The organism is Bradyrhizobium sp. CCGUVB23, assembly GCF_024199885.1.
In the GTDB taxonomy this organism is placed as follows: domain Bacteria; phylum Pseudomonadota; class Alphaproteobacteria; order Rhizobiales; family Xanthobacteraceae; genus Bradyrhizobium.
The window spans coordinates 8930254-8949928 of record NZ_JANADQ010000001.1 but is presented as its reverse complement, the minus strand read 5'-3'; the positions used below and the strand labels follow the sequence as shown (position 1 = coordinate 8949928).

General features: G+C 64.7%; 21 protein-coding genes. 13 read left to right on the top strand and 8 right to left on the bottom strand.

The window, feature by feature from the left end:
• The first annotated feature begins 56 nt into the window (after positions 1–56).
• The 3 genes from serS (at position 57) to surE (ending at position 2763) form a co-directional block, all read left to right on the top strand.
• On the top strand, positions 57–1388 hold the full coding sequence (serS, locus tag NLN62_RS41950; protein ID WP_254112520.1) for a serine--tRNA ligase: 1332 nt from the start codon (positions 57–59) through the stop codon (positions 1386–1388).
• 102 nt (positions 1389–1490) lie between these two features.
• A complete protein-coding gene (locus NLN62_RS41945; protein WP_027527367.1) occupies positions 1491–1868 on the top strand; it encodes a hypothetical protein in 378 nt (125 codons plus the stop codon).
• Between the two features lie 127 nt (positions 1869–1995).
• Positions 1996–2763, top strand: coding sequence for a 5'/3'-nucleotidase SurE (surE, locus tag NLN62_RS41940; RefSeq protein WP_027527366.1), 768 nt, complete (start codon positions 1996–1998; stop codon positions 2761–2763).
• A gap of 174 nt (positions 2764–2937) precedes the next feature.
• On the opposite strand, the gene NLN62_RS41935 is transcribed toward surE, so the two are convergent.
• On the bottom strand, positions 2938–3297 hold the full coding sequence (locus NLN62_RS41935; protein ID WP_027527365.1) for a response regulator: 360 nt from the start codon (positions 3295–3297) through the stop codon (positions 2938–2940).
• 251 nt (positions 3298–3548) lie between these two features.
• Here NLN62_RS41935 and NLN62_RS41930 point away from each other — a divergent pair, with 251 nt between their 5' ends.
• Together NLN62_RS41930 and NLN62_RS41925 are read left to right on the top strand one after the other, a co-directional pair.
• Positions 3549–4199 carry a protein-L-isoaspartate(D-aspartate) O-methyltransferase gene (locus NLN62_RS41930; RefSeq protein WP_027527364.1) on the top strand — a complete coding sequence of 217 codons (651 nt, stop codon included), beginning with the start codon at positions 3549–3551 and terminating at the stop codon, positions 4197–4199.
• Between the two features lie 109 nt (positions 4200–4308).
• On the top strand, positions 4309–5712 hold the full coding sequence (locus NLN62_RS41925) for a LysM peptidoglycan-binding domain-containing M23 family metallopeptidase (protein ID WP_254112519.1): 1404 nt from the start codon (positions 4309–4311) through the stop codon (positions 5710–5712).
• A gap of 203 nt (positions 5713–5915) precedes the next feature.
• Here NLN62_RS41925 and NLN62_RS41920 read toward each other — a convergent pair whose 3' ends face one another.
• Positions 5916–6887, bottom strand: a complete 972-nt coding sequence (locus tag NLN62_RS41920; protein WP_027527362.1) for an ATP-binding protein — start codon at positions 6885–6887, stop codon at positions 5916–5918.
• 182 nt (positions 6888–7069) lie between these two features.
• Here NLN62_RS41920 and yajC point away from each other — a divergent pair, with 182 nt between their 5' ends.
• Genes yajC through NLN62_RS41890 form a run of 6 tightly spaced genes read left to right on the top strand, consistent with a single transcriptional unit; the run spans position 7070 to position 12707 of the window.
• Entirely contained in the window at positions 7070–7423 is a 354-nt protein-coding gene (yajC, locus tag NLN62_RS41915; protein ID WP_027527361.1) for a preprotein translocase subunit YajC, read from the top strand.
• Positions 7424–7469: 46 nt separating this feature from the next.
• Positions 7470–9068, top strand: coding sequence for a protein translocase subunit SecD (gene secD / locus NLN62_RS41910; RefSeq protein WP_027527360.1), 1599 nt, complete (start codon positions 7470–7472; stop codon positions 9066–9068).
• A 10-nt stretch (positions 9069–9078) separates the two neighbouring features.
• On the top strand, positions 9079–10098 hold the full coding sequence (gene secF / locus NLN62_RS41905; RefSeq protein WP_027527359.1) for a protein translocase subunit SecF: 1020 nt from the start codon (positions 9079–9081) through the stop codon (positions 10096–10098).
• A 60-nt stretch (positions 10099–10158) separates the two neighbouring features.
• Positions 10159–10542, top strand: coding sequence for an Mth938-like domain-containing protein (locus tag NLN62_RS41900; RefSeq protein WP_027527358.1), 384 nt, complete (start codon positions 10159–10161; stop codon positions 10540–10542).
• On the top strand, positions 10539–11396 hold the full coding sequence (locus NLN62_RS41895; RefSeq protein ID WP_254112518.1) for a phytoene/squalene synthase family protein: 858 nt from the start codon (positions 10539–10541) through the stop codon (positions 11394–11396). Before NLN62_RS41900 ends, NLN62_RS41895 begins: the two co-directional genes overlap by 4 nt.
• A gap of 45 nt (positions 11397–11441) precedes the next feature.
• Complete coding sequence (locus NLN62_RS41890; RefSeq protein ID WP_254112517.1) at positions 11442–12707, top strand: threonine ammonia-lyase; 1266 nt, start codon at positions 11442–11444, stop codon at positions 12705–12707.
• A 7-nt stretch (positions 12708–12714) separates the two neighbouring features.
• On the opposite strand, the gene NLN62_RS41885 is transcribed toward NLN62_RS41890, so the two are convergent.
• The 3 genes from NLN62_RS41885 to NLN62_RS41875 form a co-directional block, all read right to left on the bottom strand.
• A complete protein-coding gene (locus NLN62_RS41885) occupies positions 12715–13809 on the bottom strand; it encodes a serine/threonine protein kinase (RefSeq protein WP_254112516.1) in 1095 nt (364 codons plus the stop codon).
• Between the two features lie 7 nt (positions 13810–13816).
• A complete protein-coding gene (trmFO, locus tag NLN62_RS41880) occupies positions 13817–15244 on the bottom strand; it encodes a methylenetetrahydrofolate--tRNA-(uracil(54)-C(5))-methyltransferase (FADH(2)-oxidizing) TrmFO (RefSeq protein ID WP_027527354.1) in 1428 nt (475 codons plus the stop codon).
• A gap of 123 nt (positions 15245–15367) precedes the next feature.
• The gene (locus tag NLN62_RS41875) at positions 15368–15520 is read right to left on the bottom strand and encodes a DUF1127 domain-containing protein (RefSeq protein WP_084801802.1); all 153 of its coding nucleotides are present in this window, start codon (positions 15518–15520) and stop codon (positions 15368–15370) included.
• A gap of 734 nt (positions 15521–16254) precedes the next feature.
• Here NLN62_RS41875 and NLN62_RS41870 point away from each other — a divergent pair.
• Positions 16255–16515, top strand: a complete 261-nt coding sequence (locus NLN62_RS41870) for a hypothetical protein (protein ID WP_027527353.1) — start codon at positions 16255–16257, stop codon at positions 16513–16515.
• Positions 16516–16575: 60 nt separating this feature from the next.
• On the opposite strand, the gene NLN62_RS41865 is transcribed toward NLN62_RS41870, so the two are convergent.
• Both NLN62_RS41865 and NLN62_RS41860 read right to left on the bottom strand, forming a co-directional pair.
• Positions 16576–17400, bottom strand: a complete 825-nt coding sequence (locus NLN62_RS41865) for a lytic murein transglycosylase (RefSeq protein WP_254112515.1) — start codon at positions 17398–17400, stop codon at positions 16576–16578.
• A gap of 181 nt (positions 17401–17581) precedes the next feature.
• Positions 17582–18484, bottom strand: coding sequence for a DUF2189 domain-containing protein (locus NLN62_RS41860; protein WP_027527351.1), 903 nt, complete (start codon positions 18482–18484; stop codon positions 17582–17584).
• A gap of 338 nt (positions 18485–18822) precedes the next feature.
• On the opposite strand from NLN62_RS41860, the gene NLN62_RS41855 reads away from it, so the two are divergent.
• Positions 18823–19263, top strand: coding sequence for a DUF3597 domain-containing protein (locus NLN62_RS41855; protein ID WP_027527350.1), 441 nt, complete (start codon positions 18823–18825; stop codon positions 19261–19263).
• A gap of 77 nt (positions 19264–19340) precedes the next feature.
• Here NLN62_RS41855 and NLN62_RS41850 read toward each other — a convergent pair whose 3' ends face one another.
• A complete protein-coding gene (locus NLN62_RS41850) occupies positions 19341–19616 on the bottom strand; it encodes a GNAT family N-acetyltransferase (RefSeq protein ID WP_254112514.1) in 276 nt (91 codons plus the stop codon).
• Positions 19617–19675 lie beyond the last annotated feature (59 nt).

The window sequence follows — 19675 nt, the reverse complement described above, 5'->3', positions numbered from 1 at the left end:
CGCTGACCTACAACGTTCGCCGTTGTATGTGGACGCGCTGCCCCAGGACCACAGCCATGCACGACATCAAGACGATCCGCGACAATCCGCAAGCTTTCGACGCCGGCCTCGCCCGGCGTGGGCTGAAGCCGATGTCCTCGTCGCTGCTGGCGATCGACGAAAAGCGACGGGCCGCGATCCTGGCTTCCGAGCAGGCCCAGGCCCGGCGCAACGCGGCATCCAAGGAGATCGGCGAGGCCAAGAAGGCCAAGGACGAGGCGCGCGCGGCCAAGCTGATGGCCGAGGTAGCCGAGCTCAAGACCACGATGCCGGAGCTCGAAGCGGCCGCCAAGGCCGCCGATGAGGAACTGGCGAAAGAGCTGTCGGCGATCCCCAATCTGCCGCTTGCGGAGGTGCCTGATGGCGTCGACGAGCATGGCAACGTGCAGCATCACGTGTACGGCAACAAGCGCAACTACAGTTTCGCGCCGAAACTGCACGACGATCTCGGCACCGCGCTCGGCTACATGGACTTCGAGGCTGCGGCAAAGCTCTCCGGCGCGCGCTTCGTCGTGTTGAAGAAGGGGCTCGCGCGGCTCGAACGCGCGATCGGCCAGTTCATGATCGACCTGCACACCAACGAGCACGGCTACACCGAGATCACCCCGCCGCTGCTGGTGCGCAACGAAGTCATGTTCGGCACCGGGCAATTGCCGAAATTCGAGGATGATCAGTTCTGGGCGATCAAGGGCGAGCTGCTCGCCGCGCCAGACGACGGGCGGTTGCGGACTGAGCGTCTTGGCCTCATCCCGACCGCCGAGGTCTCGCTCACCAATCTCGCGCGCGAATCCATCCTCGACGAGAAGCAGCTGCCGATGCGGCTCACCGCGCTGACGCCGTGCTTTCGCGCCGAAGCGGGCGCGGCGGGACGCGATACCCGCGGCATGATCCGCCAGCACCAGTTCACCAAGGTTGAGCTGGTCTCGATCACGACGCCGGAAGTGAGCAAGGACGAGCTGGAGCGGATGCTCTCCTGCGCCGAGCAGGTCTTGCAGAAGCTCGGCCTGCATTACCGCGTGATGACGCTATGTGCAGGTGACATGGGCTTCTCGTCGCAAAAAACCTACGACATCGAGGTCTGGATGCCAGGCCAGGGCGAGGGCGGCATGTTCCGCGAGATCTCGAGCTGCTCGGTGTGTGGCGATTTCCAGGCGCGGCGCATGGATGCGCGCTCGCGCGGGCCGGACGGCAAGCCGCGCTTCGTCCATACGCTCAACGGCTCCGGCACCGCGGTCGGCCGCGCGCTGATCGCCGTGATGGAGACCTATCAGCAGGAGGACGGCTCGATCGCCGTGCCGGACGTGCTGCAGCCCTACATGGGCGGGCTGAAGATGGTCGCGCGCGAGTAGGGCCGTCATCCGGCCGTCGCAATCTTGCGGCGACCGCTTGGGGTTGCGAAGATCGGATGGGCGGCTATCCTGACGCCCCTCCGATAGCTCCAACGATCGTCCATGGCCCTGCACCGCGACATCTTCTGGATCGGCAGACAATGGGCGGTGACCGGTTTCGGCATCCAGGCCGTCGATCAGCGGTTGCGCGGCGTGCTCGACATCGAGATCGCGCGGCTCTGGGACGACGATTTCGTGCAGAGCCGGCGCGCCAAGCCCGGGCTCAATCTCGAGGATTTTGACAAGGCACTGACGCTCGCACGCACGCGCTATCCGCAGGCGCCGCCACCAGAGTGTACGCCGGTGCGCGCGGCCACCGAGCTGCCGCCTGCGCCGGTCCCCGTCGCGCCACCGCCGAAACCTGCCCCGCCGGTCGTGCTCGCCTTGCGAGCGGAGGGCCGGCTGGCGCGCTTCCTGCCGCAATGGCGCATCCGCCGCTAGGCGAGAGGCCCGCCGACAGCCGTTGGTAGTTCCAAACCGCCCGGAACCTCCCGCATTTCGGCGGTTTGCCTGATCGGTCATAGCCGGATAAGACCTCCTCACAGCACCTGAGGAATCGATCTGACGCATGCGCATTCTCTGCACCAATGACGACGGTATCCACGCGCCCGGCCTCAAGGTCGTGGAGGAGATCGCGTGCGCCCTGTCCGACGATGTCTGGGTGGTGGCGCCCGAGCTCGACCAGTCCGGCGTCTCGCATTCGCTGTCGCTGAACGATCCCTTGCGCCTGCGCGAGGTCGGCCCGCGGCACTTCGCGGTGAGGGGCACGCCGACCGACTGCGTCATCATGGGCGCGCGTCACATCCTGGGCGCGACGCTGCCCGACGTCGTGCTCTCTGGCGTCAACAAGGGCCGCAACGTCGCCGAGGACGTCGTCTATTCCGGCACCATCGCGGGCGCGCTGGAAGGTACCATTCTGGGCCTGCCGTCGTTCGCGCTTTCACAGGAGTTTAGCGTCGAGACGCGCGAGCGGCCGCCGTGGGATACCGCGCGCAAGTTCGGTCCCGACATCCTGCGCAAGGTGCTCAAGGCCGGCGTGCCCAGGAACACCGTGATCAACGTCAATTTTCCGTCCTGCGCGCCGGAAGAGGTTCTCGGTATCCGCGTGACGCGGCAGGGCAAGCGCAACCTCGGCTTCCTCAGGATCGACGAGCGCCGCGACGGCCGCGGCAATCCCTATTTCTGGATCGGCTTCGAGCGTGCCGCGATGATGGACCTGCCGGAGGATGGCACCGATCTGGCCGCGCTACGCGAGCGTTACATCTCGGTGACGCCACTGAAGCTCGACCGCACGGATGAGGCCTTCTCGCAGGCTCTTGGCGAGACGCTGAAATAGGGACCGCGTCCACTGTCGCGTCCTCTTCGCGCCCCTCCTGCAAAAAAGGTCGAAAACAACCCCATGCAAAGTAGCCGGGGGCTGCCTGGTGGCGGATTCGTGTTTTACGAAATTGGTTGACGCGTCGGGCAAATCACCGGCACAATTCCATCATTGCAGCAGATGCGAGCGGCGCTAGCCGCCGCGCAGCGCGGACTCGATGGTCTTGCCAAGTGCGTCGAGCTGAAACGGCTTTTGCAGCGCCGGCCGGTCGCGATACTGCTCGGGCAGGCCGGATGAGCCGTAGCCGGTGGCGAAGATGAAGGGCCGGCCCTTGGCCTTGATGACGTCGGCGACCGGCGAGATCACCTTGCCGTTGACGTTGACGTCGAGGATGGCGAAATCGAATTCGGTCGACTGTGCAAGCCGCATCGCTTCGGCAATGTCGCCGGCCTCGGCCGCGACCTTGTAGCCAAGCTCTTCGAGCATGTCTGCGACCATCATCCTGATCATGACCTCGTCTTCGACGAGGAAAACAGAACCGCCCGCAGTCATCCGTGAGTCCTTGCCCTTCCCATCAAACGTTCGCAGATAAAACCATGCGACGCAACGAGCGTTTGGACAAACCCCAATCTGGAAATGCCGGCATGACCAATTCCGCGTAAAGCAGTTTATGTGGTCAGATGCCGTGACAGAAGTTTATCATGGGTTCCTGCGCCGGAACAAGAATCCTGCGGCTGCGACGAAGGTCTCAGCTGCATGGCAGGTTAGACCCGGCCGAGATCAAAACGCGACGAAAAATTAGCATGACCACCAATCAGCATCCGCCGGAAAAAATGATGTTTCAGCTCACGCTGCGACGTCGCGGCATCAGTGACCAGGCGGTGCTGCGCACCATGGAAGAGGTGCCACGCGATCTGTTCGTCGAGGCGGCTGACCGGGAGGATGCCTACCGCGACAGCGCCTTGCCGATCGCCTGCGGGCAGACTATCAGCCAGCCCTTCGTCGTCGCCTACATGACCGAGCAGCTTCAGTTGCAGAAGCGGCATCGCGTGCTGGAGATCGGCACGGGCTCCGGTTACCAGGCCGCAGTGCTGTCGCGGCTTGCCGGGCATGTCCTGACGGTCGAGCGCTATCGAAAACTCGCCGATACGGCGCGCGCCCGGCTCGAAAAGCTCGACTGCCACAATGTGGAAGTGATGCTGGGTGACGGTCTCGATCTGCCCGCCAATATCGGTCCCTTTGACCGCATCATCGTCACCGCCGCGATGGAAGAGATCCCGGACAATCTGATCGCCCGGCTGGAGGTCGGGGGCGTCCTGATCGCACCTGTCGGCCCCCATCAGGGGGTGCAGACCCTGATCCGCCTGACCCGCACCGAGACGGGGACCGAGCGCAGGGAACTCGTCGATGTTCGTTTCGTGCCAGCGCTGCCTGGCGTAGCGCGCGAGCTCTAGAATTCCGGATCGGCTGTGCTGCCAACACCTTATTGGGAGGGTTAAGCGGTTATTTACTCGGCACGTGTTTACTTAAAAAACCAGTTCAGTTGCGTACGAGTGAGTAACCATGTCCGCTCTTGCCGAGTTGCTTTACTCGCGCCGCGTGCCGCAGGTCGCGGTGCTGGCGCTGATCTCGTTCGGTTTCGCCGGATGCAGCGCCGATATGTCGTCGCGGCTTTCGCAATCCAACTTCTCCAACCCCTTCGCGTCCCAGGACTCCACGGGGTCGGTGCAGCAGGCGCCGCCGCCGCAGCGAGAGCTGCCGCAATATTCACGGCCGCAGACACAGCCCGGCTATTATCAGTCCCAGCCGTTGCCGCCGCCGGCGATCGCCGCGCCGCAATCCTCTCCCGTCGCAGGAGGCGGGGGTGTAGCCGGAGGCGGGCGTGGCATGGGGTCCTATGCGCCGCCGTCACAGCCGCATCTTGAAGCCACCGGCACCGTGCCGCCGCGCTCGGTTGCCGCGGCCCGTCCCTCCGGCGGAACCAAGATCATCGTCGGTACCAGCGACACGCTCGACGTACTTGCCAAGCGCTATCACGTCACCCCGCAGGCGATCCTTGCCGCCAACGGCTACAAGGGGCCGCGCACGCTCTCGCCCGGTCAGCAGCTCGTCATTCCGCACCCGGCAGCAACCGCCGCAGCGCCTGCGCCGGCATTGGCTCCGGTTGCCGCAGCGCCAGTCGCGGCGCCCGCAGCAAAGCCGGTGGCGGCCGTCAGCGCTCCGTCCAGTACCCACTTCGTCAATCGTGGTGACACGCTCGCCAGCATTGCACGCAAGAACCACATTCCGGTGGCTGAGCTCGCGCGCGCCAATGGTCTCGATTCCTCCGCCAAGCTCAAGCTCGGCACCAAGCTGACCGTGCCGGGCGGCAAGACTGCGGCCGTCGCCGCGCCTGCTGCCCCGGTGGCGGTGGCCGCCGCGCCCGTCGCCGTTGCCCAGCAGCCTGCCGCGGTCGCAACCGTGCCCGCCACCAGGGTCGCTTCCGCCGCGCCGCCGGTGCAGAGCGCACGGCTGGCGCAAGCCACCGCCAATGTCGAAGAGAAGTCCGCCGAAACGCCGGCGAAGGCCGCGGACGCCACCGGCGCGCTGCCGACCTTCCGCTGGCCGGTCCGCGGCAAGGTGATCACGAGCTACGGCGCCAAGACCAACGGCAAGAGCAATGACGGCATCAATCTCGCGGTGCCCGAAGGTACGCCGGTCAAGGCGGCTGAAGACGGCGTCGTTGCCTATTCCGGCAACGAGCTGAAAGGCTACGGCAATCTGGTCCTGGTTCGCCACTCCAACGGCTACGTCACCGCATATGCCCATGCGAGTGAGCTGTTGGTGAAACGCGGCGATACCATCAAGCGCGGCCAGGTCATTGCCAAGTCGGGTCAATCCGGTGAAGTGGCATCGCCGCAACTTCACTTCGAGATCCGTAAGGGTTCAAACCCGGTTGACCCGCTTCAATTCCTGAACGGGGCGTGAGGCGTTAATTCAGTTTAGGCTCTGGGAGCAGGGCGCGCGACCTGCGCAATGAAACTGTCATCGCCCGCCTTGTGCGCAATTGCGCACTGGGGCGGGCGATCCAGTATTCCAGAGACAGCGACGGGATACGGAGAAGCCGCGGCGTACTGGATTCCCCGCTTTCGCGGGGAATGACACCGGTGGGTTGGCAAGAGCCTTCCGACCTAATTCGGCGTCAGCTTCACACCCAGCCGTCCCGCCAGTTCCTGCACGAACTGCCAGGCGACGCGGCCGGAGCGTGAGCCGCGCGTGGTCGACCATTCCAGGGCCTCGCGCTCCAGCGCCTCGCCGTCGACCTTGATGCCGAAATGGCCGCAATAGCCGCGCACCATCGCGAGATATTCGTCCTGGCTGCAGCGGTGGAAGCCGAGCCACAGGCCGAACCGGTCCGACAGCGAGACCTTCTCTTCGACTGCTTCACCGGGGTTGATCGCGGTGGAGCGCTCGTTCTCGATCATGTCGCGCGCGAGCAGGTGACGGCGGTTAGAAGTGGCGTAGAGGATGACGTTGTCGGGCCGGCCCTCGATGCCGCCTTCGAGCACGGCTTTGAGCGATTTGTAGGACGCGTCATTGCCATCGAAGGAGAGATCGTCGCAGAACACGATGAAGCGGAAGGATGAGCTGCGCAATTGCTCCATCAGCGCAGGCAGCGTCTCGATGTCCTCGCGATGAATCTCGATCAGCTTCAATTTTTCGGCGGCTTTCCGGTGCGCGTTGATGCTGGCATGTGCCGCCTTCACCAGCGACGACTTGCCCATGCCGCGCGCGCCCCAGAGCAGGGCGTTGTTGGCAGGTAGGGCGTTTGCGAAGCGCTCGGTGTTCTCGATCAGGATGTCCCGCATCCGGTCGATGCCCTTGAGCAGGAAGAGGTCGACACGGCTGACCCGCGGTACCGCCGAGAGGCGGCCGTCCGGATGCCAGACGAAGGCGTCGGCACGCTCGAACGAGGTGGGCGCGTTAGTCCCGGGCGCCTGGGTCGAAAGGTGCGCGGCAATGGTCTCCAGCGCACGTACGATGCGCTCCTGCGCGAGGTCGGCGCCGTTCGCCGTGGGGCGTTTTGCCGCGAGGCGGGCGGACTTTCGGGTAGGTGTCTTGGTGGCCTTACCGCGGGCGGTTTTGCTTGGTTTTTTGGGCATGTCCGAAGTTCCTGAGAATGCAGCCTTATCGGGCCTGAGCGCCGCCGGCAAGGTGGCCAAATCGTCAGTCTGGCAGCGTTGCAATTGGGACCGCGGCCGCTATAGTCCGCGCGAAATTTGACCGGCCCGGCTGGCCTGAGGGGGCCATGCCGGCCCTCTCCCCGTTCACGAGGATCGTCCGAATGTTCATTACCCCTGCGTATGCCCAGGCCGCGGGCGCCGGCGACACCAACAGCATGTTGATGTCGCTGCTGCCGTTCGCCCTGATCTTCGTGATCATGTACTTCCTGATTCTGCGCCCGCAGCAGAAGAAGGTGCGCGACCATGCCGACCTCGTGAAGAACATTCGCCGCGGCGACACGGTCGTGACCTCGGGCGGCCTCGTCGGCAAGGTCACCAAGGTCGTCGATGACGACCAGATCGAGTTCGAAATTTCCGACGGCGTGCGGGTGCGGCAGATGCGCCAGATGATTTCCGGCGTGCGCGCCAAGGGCGAGCCGGCCAAGGAAAGCGCCAAGGACGACTCGGCGAGCTGATCGCTCGCTTGAGCCTCGTATTCTCCTGATCTGACAGGTTCACTCGATGTTGTATTTCACGCGGTGGAAGGCGCTGGGGATCATCCTGCTGGCGCTGATCGTGTGCCTCTGCGCGGTCCCGAACTTCTTCCCCGAAGCGCAGGTCAAGACCTGGCCCGCCTGGGCGCAGCGCCGGCTCGTGCTCGGCCTCGACCTTCAGGGCGGCTCGTATCTGCTGCTCGAAGTGGACTCCAACTACGTCAAGAGGCAGAAGCTCGACCAGATCCGCGACGACGTCCGCCGCGTGCTGCGTGACAACAAGATCGGGTACACCGGGCTTGTGACCAAAGGCGATGCCGTCGAGGTCCGAGTGAAGGATACCGACCTATCCGCCGCGCTCGAGAAGATTCGCGAATTGTCGCAGCCCTTGGGCGGTTTGCTCGGCTCCAATGGCCAGCGCAGCCTGGAAGTCTCCGACGCTGGGGGCGGCCTGATTCGTTTGACCGTGCCTCAGGCGGCCATCACCGAACGCATCCGGCAGACCATCGAACAGTCGATTCAGATCGTCGAGAAGCGCGTCAACGAACTTGGCACGGTCGAACCGGTGATTCAGCGGCAGGGAACCGACCGAATCCTGGTTCAGGTGCCGGGCCTGCAGGACCCGACCCGGCTGAAGATTATTCTCGGCCAGACCGCGAAGATGGAATTCCGCATGGTGGATACCTCTGTGCCGCCCGACCAGGCGCAGCGGGGCAGCCTGCCGGCCGAATCCGAACTCCTGATGAGCGCGTCGCCGCCGAATACCCCGTATGTCGTCAAGAAGCAGGTGCTTGTCGCGGGTGGTGATCTTACAGACGCCCAACCGGGCTTCGACCAACGCACCGGCGAGCCGGTCGTCAACTTCAAGTTCAATACGTCGGGCGCGCGCAAGTTCTCGCAGGCCACACAGGAGAATGTCGGGCTACCCTTCGCGATCGTGCTCGACAACAAGGTGATCTCGGCGCCCGTCATCCGCGAGCCGATCACCGGCGGCCAGGGCCAGATCTCCGGCAGCTTCACGGTGCAATCGGCGAACGATCTCGCGATCCTCTTGCGCGCCGGCGCGCTGCCGGCGCCCTTGACCGTCATCGAGGAGCGCACCGTTGGTCCGGGCCTCGGCCAGGACTCGATCGAGAAGGGCGAGCTTGCGGCGTATGTCGGCTCGATCATGGTCATCGTGTTCATGCTGCTGACCTACCGGCTGTTCGGCCTGTTCGCCAACATCGCGGTGGCGATCAACGTCGCGATGATCTTCGGCCTGTTGTCGCTGCTCAACGCCACGCTGACGCTGCCCGGCATCGCCGGCATCGTGCTCACCGTCGGTATCGCGGTCGACTCCAACGTGCTGATCTATGAGCGCATCCGTGAGGAGCTGCGCGGCGGCCGCAATGCGATCTCGGCGATCGACGCCGGGTTCAAGCGGGCGCTCGCGACCATCCTCGATTCCAACATCACGACCTTCATTGCTGCTGCCGTGCTGTTCTATATCGGCACCGGTCCGGTGCGCGGCTTCGCCGTGACGCTCGGCATCGGCATCATCACCACGGTGTTCACCGCCTTCACGCTGACCCGGCTGATCGTTGCCTGGTGGGTGCGGTGGAAGCGGCCGCAGAGCGTGCCGATCTAGGAGCCTGATTGTGACTCACTTCGTTCTCATCGGGCTTGGCGTCCTCATTGCCGTCCTCACCGTGGTTGCCGCGCTCGGCCTGCTGCCGTCGCTGCGCATCGTCCCCGACAATACGCATTTCGACTTCACGCGCTTCCGCCGCATCAGTTTTCCGATCTCGGCAGCGCTGTCGATCGTCGCCATCACGCTGTTCTTTACCCACGGCCTGAACCTCGGTATCGACTTCAAGGGTGGCACGCTGCTCGAGGTCAAGGCGAAGTCCGGCACCGCCGACATTGCTGCGATGCGCACCTCGCTCGACGCCCTCGGTCTGGGCGAAGTGCAGTTGCAGCAGTTCGGCGGCCCCGAGAACGTCCTGATCCGCGTCGCGGAGCAGCCGGGCGGTGACGCCGCACAGCAGGAAGCCTTGCAGAAGGTTCGTGGCGCGCTCGGCGACAGCGTCGACATTCAGCGCACCGAAGTGCTCGGTCCGCGCGTCGCCGGCGAATTGCTGGCCTATGGCATGCTCGGCCTGATGCTCGCGATCGTCGCGATCCTGATCTACCTCTGGTTCCGCTTCGAATGGCAGTTCGCGCTGGGCGCCATGATCGCCAACGTGCACGACATCGTGCTGACCATCGGCTTCATGTCGATCAGCCAGGTCGATTTCGACCTGACCAGCATCGCCGCGCTTCTGACGATTCTTGGCTACTCGCTGAACGACACCGTCGTCATCTACGACCGCATCCGCGAAATGCTGCGGCGTTACAAGAAGATGCCGATGCCGCAGCTCCTCAACGAGTCCATCAATTCGACGCTGTCGCGCTCGATTATCACCCACGTCACGGTGACGCTGGCCTTGCTGGCGCTGCTGCTGTTCGGCGGCCACGCCATCCACAGCTTCACCGCGGTGATGATGTTCGGCGTCGTGCTGGTCGGCACCTACACCTCGATCTTCATCGCGGCCCCGATCCTGATCTATCTCGGCGTCGGCGAGCATCGCGAAGATGCGCCCGATACGGCTACGCCGGCGAAGAAAAACAAGGCATGATCCGAACCGCATGCCCTCGCAAGAGTTTGCGAGGGCAGTAGGCTCATTCGGACGAATCCCATGGCCGGCGATCCCAACGCTCCTCATTTCCCGCGCTCGGCGCCGATCGATGCCTATGGCAAGGGCGGCTTCGCCTTTGCCGGCATGTCGCATCGCGGCTCGCTGCTGTGCCTGCCCGACGCGATCTGGGCCTGGGACGTGACCGACCCCGCCAAGATCGACCGCTACTCGCTGGAGCGGGTCTTTGCCGCGGCCAACAGCATCGACACGCTCCTGGTCGGCACAGGAACCGGCGTGTGGCTGCCGCCGCCGGAGCTGCGGCAGGCGCTGAAGGCGGTGAGGGTGGTGCTGGACACGATGCAGACCGGCCCCGCCGTGCGTACCTACAACATCATGATCGGCGAGCGACGGCGTGTCGCGGCGGCCCTGATCGCCGTGCCATGAGTGGCGCACCGACTGCCGACGCTGCCTTCTGCGCCGATCTCGTGCGCAGCCACGATTTCGCGCGCTACGCCGCGACCCTGTTCGTGCCCGCCAACGAGCGCCGCGCTCTGCTCGCGCTCTATGCCTTCAACGCCGAGATCGTCCGCGTCCGCGATCAGGTGACCCAGCCGCTGCCGGGCGAAATTCGCCTGCAATGGTGGACCGACATGCTGGCCGGCCATGTCCATGGCAGCGCCGAGGGCAACCCAGTCGCCGCCGAGCTCCTGATCGCGATCCGCGACTACGATCTTCCGGTCGAACCCTTGTCGCGGCTCGTCGAGGAGCACCAGTTCGATCTGTACAACGACCCGATGCCGACCATGGCGGCGCTGGAGGGGTATCTGACCGAGACGTGCTCGGCGCTGTTGTCGCTTGCGGCCCGGATCTGCGCGCGGCCGTCGGAGGCCATCGATCACCTGGCCCGCCATGCCGGCCTCGCGCAGGGCATGGTGCAGGTGATCGCCAGCCTGCGGCGCGATGCCGCGCATCGCCAGCTGTTCGTGCCGCAGCAGCTCCTGGAAGGCCATGGCAGCGCCATCGAGGAGGTGTTTGCCGCCAAGGAGACGCCGACGCTGCGCGCGGCTTTGGATGAGCTCACGAGCGAGGCGCGAAAGCATATCGCGACGGCGACCTCGCTGCTGGCGGAGATACCGCTGCAGGCAAGGCCGGCGTTCCTGCCGCTCGCAGTGGCGCGCCGCGATCTGGCGCGCCTGTCCCGCGCGGATCGCAACCCCTTCCTGTCACAGCCGCCATCGCGGCTAGGAACCCTGTGGACGCTCTGGCGCGCGTCGCGCTCGCGGCAATTTACCAAATAGCGGCTCCTGTATCGCGGTAACAGGCCAAATGCCCTATATTGGCCTATGGCCGAAGCACTCGACACCACCTCGCAACGCACGCCGGATTCAGCGGTCGACCTGAGCGACCTTCCAGTGACGGTCGCCGATCTACAAGCGGCTGCGGACGTGGTCCGCGGCGCCGTCGTTCAGACGCCCTGCAACTACAGTCGCACGCTCAGCGCGATCTGCGGCTGCGATCTCTGGCTCAAGTTCGAAAATCTCCAGTTCACCTCCTCGTTCAAGGAGCGCGGCGCCCTCAACCGCCTGACCGCGCTCTCAGCGGAAGAGCGGCAACGCGGCGTCATCGCGATGTCGGCCGGCAACCACGCGCAGGGCGTTGCCTATCACGCCAAGCGCCTCGGCATTCCCGCGACCATCGTGATGCCGGTCGGCACGCCGATGGTGAAGATCGAGAACACCAGGCATCACGGCGCCGAGGTGATCGTCACCGGCGCGACCCTCGAAGAGGCTGCCACGTTCGCGCGCACGCGTGGCGAAGCGCGCGGCATGATCTTCGTCCATCCCTATGACGATCCGCTCGTCATCGCCGGGCAGGGCACGGTCGGGCTCGAGATGCTCAAGGCGGTGCCGGAGCTGGATACGCTGGTCGTTCCGATCGGCGGCGGCGGCCTGATCAGCGGCATCGCCATTGCGGCCAAGGCGCTCAAGCCGTCCTTACGAATTCTCGGGGTCGAGGCCTGGCTCTATCCCTCGATGTACAACGCCATCCATGACGGCAATTTGCCCGCGCGCGGCGACACGCTCGCCGAAGGCATCGCGGTGAAGTCGCCGGGCAAGATCACGACCGAGATCGTCCGCCGCCTCGTCGACGACATCGCGCTGGTGAACGAGGCCGAGCTCGAACGCGCCGTTGCGACCCTGATCTCGATCGAGAAGACCGTGGTGGAAGGCGCGGGCGCCGCCGGGCTCGCGGCGATCATGAGCGACCCCTCGCGCTTTGCCGGCCGGAAGGTCGGCCTTGTCCTGAGCGGCGGCAATATCGACACGCGGCTGATCGCCTCGGTCCTGACCCGCGAGCTCGCGCGCGAAGGACGGCTGACGCAATTGTCGCTCGACATCCCCGACAGGCCGGGCCAGCTCGCCGCGGTGGCGGCGCTGCTCGCGGAAGCCGGCGCCAACATCATCGAGGTCTCGCACCAGCGGACGTTCTCCGATCTGCCGGCCAAGGCGACGCTGCTTCAGCTCGTCATCGAAACGCGCGACGCCGCGCATCTCGACGAGGTCATGGCCAAGCTCGGTGCCTCCGGCCTGAGCGCGCGCTGCACGTGAGGTGCAGCTAGCTCGACGGCAAATCCGCCTCGAAATTGAAGCGGTCGCGCAAATTCTTGCGCTGCTCCAGGATGTCCTTGAGGAACGCGCGGTCCTGGTCGCTCGTCATCATCGGCTCGATCAGATCGAGCTGGTTCATCGCCACGAGCTGGAGGATCTCGGTGCGCGGCTTGCCGCTGGCGTCGCGCGGCAGGGCGTGCACGACCTGGATGTGCTCGGGCGGCTTTGGTCCCTTCGCAGCCGTGAGCTCGTTGCGCAGCTGGCCTTCGAGCGCCGACTGGTCGGCCTCGACGAAGGCGTAGAGCCCGACGCCGGAACGGCGGTCGGCGAAAGCGACAATGGCGGTGTCACGCACGGCCGGATTCTTGCGAATGAGGTCGATGAGCACTGGCGCGTCGTTGACGAGCCTGCGGCCACCGCCCTCCCGGTCGGTGAAATTGAACAGTCCGCGGGTGATCGCGCGATAGACCTTCTTGCCGGTGGCGAGCCAAAGGCTCGCGGCAAAGGATTTCTTCGCGAGGATCTTGCGCTCCCTGGGCGTCAGCGCCTCGGGCGCATAGGAGCGCTTGTGCTTCAAAAGATGCCTGAGGTCCTCGTAGGCGAGAATGCGATACAGCCGGCCGCGACGCGCAAAGCAGGCGGCGAGCTGGAAGTCGGTCACATAGGCGCGGCCGTCGCGGCCGACCAGCCAGTTCTGCTCCTTCGCAAGGTCGTTGTGGCAGATGCCGGCGCGGCGCAGCCGGCGCAGCGTGTCCTTGGCGGAACGGAAATAGGCGACATTGCCGTGCGGCTTGGCCAGGTGCAGCGCGACGCCGTCGACGAAGCCGCGGACCAGCGCGCGGCGGCCGGCCCAGAGCAGCTCAGGACCGACGTTCAGGCCCTTTGCCAGCGCCAGCGCGTGCTTCTCGCGCGCGAACAGATGGCGCGCCAGCACGAACGACCACCACGGCACCTCGTCGAGCCGGCGCAGCACCGCATCGACCTCTCCGCGCTCACTCCTGAATCGGCCGCGCTCGACAGTCGAGAACACGTCGCGCTTCAGGAGCACGCCCTCGGTCCAGCGCGCCGCGAGATCAGCGGCGTCTTCTTTGGGTAGGCTCATGACAGGCTCACGCCGCTGCGGCGATGTTTTGGTGATCGGCGATCCAGCGATCGAGATCGGCGAGCGCGCGGGCGCTCAGCGCCTGTTTCTTGGCGACCGTCTTCTCGTTGCCGCGCAGCCGCGTGCCATCGGGCTTTTTGGTCGGCACGGTCGCGAGCGGCGGAAACAGGCCGAAATTGATGTTCATCGGCTGGAACGAGCGCGTGCCCGGCTCGATGGTCTCGATATGGCCGCCGATGATGTGCCCGAGCAGCGATCCCAGCGCGGTCGTCGCCGGCGGGCTTGCGAGCTGCTCGCCACGCGCATCCGCTGCCGCATAGAGGCCGGCGATCAGGCCGACGCTGGCAGATTCAACATAGCCCTCGCAGCCCGTCATCTGGCCGGCAAAGCGCAGCCGCGGCTGCGCGCGCAGACGGAGCTGGCCGTCGAGCAGCTTTGGCGAATTGAGGAAGGTGTTGCGATGCAGGCCGCCAAGGCGCGCGAATTCCGCGTTCTCAAGGCCCGGAATGCTACGGAAGATGCGCTGCTGCTCGCCGTACTTCAATTTCGTCTGGAAGCCGACGATGTTGTAGAGCGTGCCGAGCTTGTTGTCCTGGCGGAGCTGCACGATCGCGTAAGGCTTGGTCGTCGGATCGTTCGGATTGGTCAGCCCGACCGGCTTCATCGGGCCATGACGCAAGGTCTCGGGCCCGCGCTCGGCCATCACCTCGATCGGCAGGCAGCCATCGAAATAGGGCGTGTTGGTCTCCCACTCCTTGAACTCGGTCTTCTCGCCTGCAATCAGCGCGGCGACGAAGCCGTCATACTGCTGCTTCGTCATCGGGCAGTTGATGTAGTCGGCGCCATTGCCGCCGGGGCCGACCTTGTCATAGCGCGACTGGAACCAGGCGACCGACATGTCGATAGAGTCGCGATGCACGATCGGCGCGATCGCATCGAAGAAGGCAAGCGCGTTTTCATCCGTCAGCTCGCGGATCGCGTCCGCCAGCGGCGCAGAGGTGAGGGGGCCGGTCGCGACGATCACGTTGTCCCAGTCGGCCGGCGGCAGGCCGGCGACCTCGTCGCGGGCGATCTCGATCAGGGGATGTTCGTTCAGCGCCTTGGTGACGGCGGCGGAAAAGCCCTCGCGGTCGACGGCCAGTGCGCCGCCCGCGGGCACCTGGTTGGCATCCGCCGCGCGCATGATCAGCGAGCCGAGGCGGCGCATTTCGGCGTGCAGGAGGCCGACGGCGTTGTTGGCGGCATCGTCGGAGCGGAACGAGTTCGAGCAGACGAGCTCGGCGAGCCCATCGGTGCGGTGGGCCTCGGTCATGCGCCTCGGCCGCATCTCGTGCAGCACCACGGATACGCCTGATCTGGCGACCTGCCAGGCGGCTTCGGAGCCGGCAAGGCCCGCGCCGATGATGTGTACGGTCTTGGAATTGGGTCCTGTCATGGGCGCGACAGGTAGCGCTTTTCAGCGCCGAGTGGAATCGCCGTGATGGCGTTTCTCACCCCAGAAACGACAACGCCCGCACGAGGCGGGCGCTATCGGTTCGTCCGGTCCGTGAAGGGCCAATCAGCCCTTGTAGGCGCCGGCGGCAACGCGCGGAATGTCCGAACGGTCGAGGCCGATGTCGGCCAGCTCGCGATCGCTGAGCTGCGAGAGTTCAGCAACATTGCGCTGATAGTCCCGGAACGCGTGGATCATACGGATGAGCGAGAGCAGCATGGTAGTCTCCTGTAGTTCGATTCAGCCCTTGACCTGGGCGTCATCGTTGAAATGAATATAGATGGGACTGTTGCACTGCGGAAGTTCCGATGTTGCGATGCAGCTAAGCGAAGAGCGCATAGCAATAGTAAGGATCGATTAACGGGTTGGCAGTCCCGCCCAAGAGCTAGTCCCCGGCGGACCTGCGAGCGTAATAACATCCCGTGAAATCACGGATTTATAGCATTTTCTGTTGGTTCCATCCGTTACAAAAATATGTCGCGCCAAGCCCGCCGCAAGCCGCCAGGCGGAATTCGCACCGCCATCTCGTATGCGCGATTCGCATGCATTATGATTCATAGAACTGATTTCTTGTTCACTGTTTTGTCATCTGAAGCCGTTGGCCGGGAAGACCTGGTGTCGGATGGTTGTGAGTCGGGAGTGCCCAATCGCTTCGATTCGGAGTTGGCATCGATTCCTGCTTGCCCTGGTCAGAGGCCCAATCTCGGTCTGCGCGACCCCGACCGCGTCTCCCATTGTCTTCGCTGCGATGCACACACGCCGAGCGTGCAAGAGCCAAATTACAAAACTGTAATGAAAATCAGAATTTTCGCATGAGGCTCTGCACGCCGCGCAACTTCACGCGGTTCTCGCGGGGAATTCATTCTCGAAACTTGCGGCGGTCGACGAACAATCTCGCCCGCAGATTCCGGCAATGACGTCGGGCTGCGCACAATAAGAGAAGGAAGGTAACAATGAAGACGTTACTAGGGGTCATCGCAATTGCCGCCGTCGCATTCGCCGTCGCTCCCGCGCAGGCCGCGAAGAAGATGGGCGGATGCAGCGCGACCAATCTCGAGCAGACCGAGACCGCGATCGAGAACATGTCCGACGGTGACAGCAAGTTCACCGCGCAGAAGGAGATCGCTGCGGCTCAGGACGCGCTGTTGAACGGCAAGATGGGTGTGTGCGGCGCGCACCTCAACAAGGCGATGCACGCCACCGCGGGCAAGTAACGCCAGGAAACCAAGGAGGGCCGGTCGCGACGCGATCGGCCCCTATTCTTTTGAAACTTCCTAGGGAGCGCGCGCGAGCTGGGTCGCGAAAGAGGCGACCGTCTTGGCGTAGACCTCGCTCTTGTTCCATTGCTGGAGCACCGCGAAGTTGGGGCCGCCGGGCTCAAAATCCTTGCCGCGCTGCCAGCCGTAGTTCGCAAGATAATTGGCGGTCGAGGCGAGCACGTCGGGCGCGCTGTGCAGGAGGTCGCGCCGGCCATTGCCGTCGAAGTCGACGGCATATTTCATCCAGGATGACGGCATGAACTGGGTCTGGCCGAGCTCGCCGGCCCAGGCGCCCTTCATCTCGTTCGGCGCAAGATCACCACGCTGAACGATGCGCAGCGCATCCATCAGCTCGCCGCGAAACTGCTCGGCGCGCCGGCAGTCATAGGCAAGCGTCGCGAGCGAGCGCAGCGTCGGAAACTTGCCGGTGTTTACGCCGAAATCGGTCTCCAGTCCCCAGATGGCGACCAGCACCTCGCCGGGCACGCCATAGGTCTGCTCGATCCGCGACAGCACCGAGCCGTACTGCTTCATCATGTTGGAGCCACGCTGCATGCGCGGCGGCACCATGCGGCCTGAGAACTCCTCAAAACTCTGGCTGAAGACTTTTTGCGAACGGTCGCGCGACAGTACGGTTTGATCGAGCGTGACGCCGGCAAGGCCGGCCGTGATCGCCTGCTGCGAGATGCCCTTGGCGGCAGCTTCGGTCTTGAAGTCGGCAACCCAGGCATCGAAATTGCCCGAACCGCAGGCAGATGCGGCGAGCGCGGGCCCGGCTGAGGCAATCGAGGCGGTGAGGGCGAAGGCTGCGAGGGCGAGACGAGAAATCGTCGGGGTCATTCGAACGGATCGATCCAATGATGTGGCATGACCGGCGGTGCGGAATGTCGGTTCCAACCGCGGCTAAAACAAGGCCCATGGGCCGGTGGCGTCTACTCAGGCACGAGCAGGGTTAAAGGAATGATATCGGGCGAGTCCGCAAGCGATCAACCGGCGGACTCGCAGCAACGTGATTTCCGTTTCACTCCGATCGATTCCGCCAGGGGAACAGGTTGGCGGGAAAATCAGCAGCCGGCTTGCGCGGGCGCGGCGGCGGCGCGTCATGCCGTGCATTGGGATCGGACACGATCACCTTGCGATAGAGATGCCAGGTGGCGTGGCCGAGCAGGGGGATGACGACCGCGAGGCCGAGGAACGCCGGGATGGTTCCGAGCGCCAGCAGCGCTGCGACGATCACGCCCCAGGCCGCCATCGGCGCCGGGTTCTTCGCCACGGCGCGCAGCGAGGTCACCATGGCTTCGCCCGCGGTGGCGTGCCGGTCGAGCATCAACGGGAACGAGATGACGCTGATGCAGAGCGCGGCGAGCGCGAACAGGAAGCCGACGCCGCAGCCGACTACGATCAGCCACCAGCCCTGCGGCGTCGTCAGCACGCGCGTGAGGAAATCGGAAATACCGGTGACGCCCTCATAGCCGAATGCCGCCACGTAGATCGCCTGCGCGGTCGCAACCCAGGTCACGAACAGCGCGAGCAGGAGCGTGCCGAGCCCGAGCATGGCCCCGAAGGAGGGCGAGCGCAGCACGTCCATGGCGTCCCAGGCGCTGGCGTCCTCGCCGCGTTCGCGCCGGCTGCTGAGTTCATAGAGGCCGAGCGCCGCGAACGGGCCGATCAGCGCGAAGCCCGCGGCCAGCGGAAACAACAGCGGTATCACCGAATAGCCCATTGCAACGCGTGCGAGCACGAGGCCGAGCACCGGATAAATGATGCAGAGCACGACGGCGTGGCTCGGCACCTCCTTGAAATCCTCCCAGCCGCGCTTGAGCGCGTCATGCAGATCGGACAGTTGGATGGTTCGGATGACCGGTCCAGCCGCATCAGCAGGCTGGGCCATACTGGGGACATTGCCGTGGTAGAGTGTGGCCATGATCGCTTGCTCCCTTGCCGCGCAGCCGAATGCTGCGCCGACAAACGGCGCAAGCGGCCGCTATTTCCCAGACAATCGCGATTCCAGACCAGACGCGAAGACCGGCGGGGATCGCGAACTGAAATGAAAGCGTACTCCCATTCGCAGGAGCTGTCCCTCACGCCTGGGTGAAATTCGATGTCGCAGTGCAACCACGAATATGTCATTCGGTCGTCATTTCGCCGCAGATAAGCTGATGCTGTGACATGCTTCGCTCGAGCAGCGGACGCGACACAGAAACTTGGTCTATAGTGTTGGTACCTCAGGCCCTTCCAACCGATCCTTTTCGGGGAGCAGACATGAGCATCTTCAGTAAAATCGCCAGCGCGATCTTCGGCAGCCATCCTGCCGCGGCTGCGCCGGCCGGCGGAGCGACCTCCGGCGGAGCGCCGGCAGGCTCCGCGCCTTCGGCCTCCGCTCCTTCAGCCTCGGCGCCGTCGGCCGCACCTTCCGCTGCGCCATCCGCCGCACCCGCGCAGACCGTGGACGTGGCCGCGATCGTCGACAAGGCGGTCGCCGCGCACAAGGGCGAGAAGCTGGAATGGCGCACCTCGATCGTCGACCTCATGAAGGCGCTCGACATCGACTCCAGCCTTGCTGCGCGCAAGGAGCTCGCCAAGGAGCTCGGCTACACCGGCGATACCAACGATTCCGCCACCATGAACGTCTGGCTGCACAAGCAGGTGATGTCCAAGCTCGCCGCCAATGGCGGCAAGCTGCCGCCGGAGATCAAGCACTGACGGCAAGCGCCGTCGACGTTGAAAAAGGCCCGCGAGATCGCGGGCCTTTTTGGTGTCTGGCCTCTTAGTGTCCGGCCTTACGCAACGAGATCCGCATATTCCGGGTGCTTGTCGAGATAGTCGACGACAAAGCCGCAGCGGGCGACGACCTTCCTACCATCTCGCCGGATCAATTCCAGTGCGCCCTTCACCAGTTCGGATGCGATGCCGCGGCCGCGCAGCGCGCGCGGCGTCTCGGTGTGGGTGATGATCACCGCCGAGGTCGTCAGCCGGTAATTGGCGAAGGCGACCTCCTGGCCGACATCGAGCTCGAAGCGGCTTTTGTCCTCGTTGTCGCGTACCGATGCCGACATGCCAGTCCCTTCCCCCCCCGTCCTTGCAAGGCCTGATCTAGGCGTATGAACCCGTCTCT

Excerpts from the sequence above, each read along its gene's own strand:
- serS (WP_254112520.1), top strand. The coding sequence starts at position 57 with ATGCACGACATCAAGACGATCCGCGACAATCCGCAAGCTTTCGACGCC.
- NLN62_RS41945 (WP_027527367.1), top strand. The coding sequence starts at position 1,491 with ATGGCCCTGCACCGCGACATCTTCTGGATCGGCAGACAATGGGCGGTG.
- surE (WP_027527366.1), top strand. The coding sequence starts at position 1,996 with ATGCGCATTCTCTGCACCAATGACGACGGTATCCACGCGCCCGGCCTC.
- NLN62_RS41935 (WP_027527365.1), bottom strand. The coding sequence starts at position 3,297 with ATGACTGCGGGCGGTTCTGTTTTCCTCGTCGAAGACGAGGTCATGATC.
- NLN62_RS41930 (WP_027527364.1), top strand. The coding sequence starts at position 3,549 with ATGACCACCAATCAGCATCCGCCGGAAAAAATGATGTTTCAGCTCACG.
- NLN62_RS41925 (WP_254112519.1), top strand. The coding sequence starts at position 4,309 with ATGTCCGCTCTTGCCGAGTTGCTTTACTCGCGCCGCGTGCCGCAGGTC.
- NLN62_RS41920 (WP_027527362.1), bottom strand. The coding sequence starts at position 6,887 with ATGCCCAAAAAACCAAGCAAAACCGCCCGCGGTAAGGCCACCAAGACA.
- yajC (WP_027527361.1), top strand. The coding sequence starts at position 7,070 with ATGTTCATTACCCCTGCGTATGCCCAGGCCGCGGGCGCCGGCGACACC.
- secD (WP_027527360.1), top strand. The coding sequence starts at position 7,470 with ATGTTGTATTTCACGCGGTGGAAGGCGCTGGGGATCATCCTGCTGGCG.
- NLN62_RS41900 (WP_027527358.1), top strand. The coding sequence starts at position 10,159 with ATGGCCGGCGATCCCAACGCTCCTCATTTCCCGCGCTCGGCGCCGATC.
- NLN62_RS41895 (WP_254112518.1), top strand. The coding sequence starts at position 10,539 with ATGAGTGGCGCACCGACTGCCGACGCTGCCTTCTGCGCCGATCTCGTG.
- NLN62_RS41890 (WP_254112517.1), top strand. The coding sequence starts at position 11,442 with ATGGCCGAAGCACTCGACACCACCTCGCAACGCACGCCGGATTCAGCG.
- NLN62_RS41885 (WP_254112516.1), bottom strand. The coding sequence starts at position 13,809 with ATGAGCCTACCCAAAGAAGACGCCGCTGATCTCGCGGCGCGCTGGACC.
- trmFO (WP_027527354.1), bottom strand. The coding sequence starts at position 15,244 with ATGACAGGACCCAATTCCAAGACCGTACACATCATCGGCGCGGGCCTT.
- NLN62_RS41875 (WP_084801802.1), bottom strand. The coding sequence starts at position 15,520 with ATGCTGCTCTCGCTCATCCGTATGATCCACGCGTTCCGGGACTATCAG.
- NLN62_RS41870 (WP_027527353.1), top strand. The coding sequence starts at position 16,255 with ATGAAGACGTTACTAGGGGTCATCGCAATTGCCGCCGTCGCATTCGCC.
- NLN62_RS41865 (WP_254112515.1), bottom strand. The coding sequence starts at position 17,400 with ATGACCCCGACGATTTCTCGTCTCGCCCTCGCAGCCTTCGCCCTCACC.
- NLN62_RS41860 (WP_027527351.1), bottom strand. The coding sequence starts at position 18,484 with ATGGCCACACTCTACCACGGCAATGTCCCCAGTATGGCCCAGCCTGCT.
- NLN62_RS41855 (WP_027527350.1), top strand. The coding sequence starts at position 18,823 with ATGAGCATCTTCAGTAAAATCGCCAGCGCGATCTTCGGCAGCCATCCT.
- NLN62_RS41850 (WP_254112514.1), bottom strand. The coding sequence starts at position 19,616 with ATGTCGGCATCGGTACGCGACAACGAGGACAAAAGCCGCTTCGAGCTC.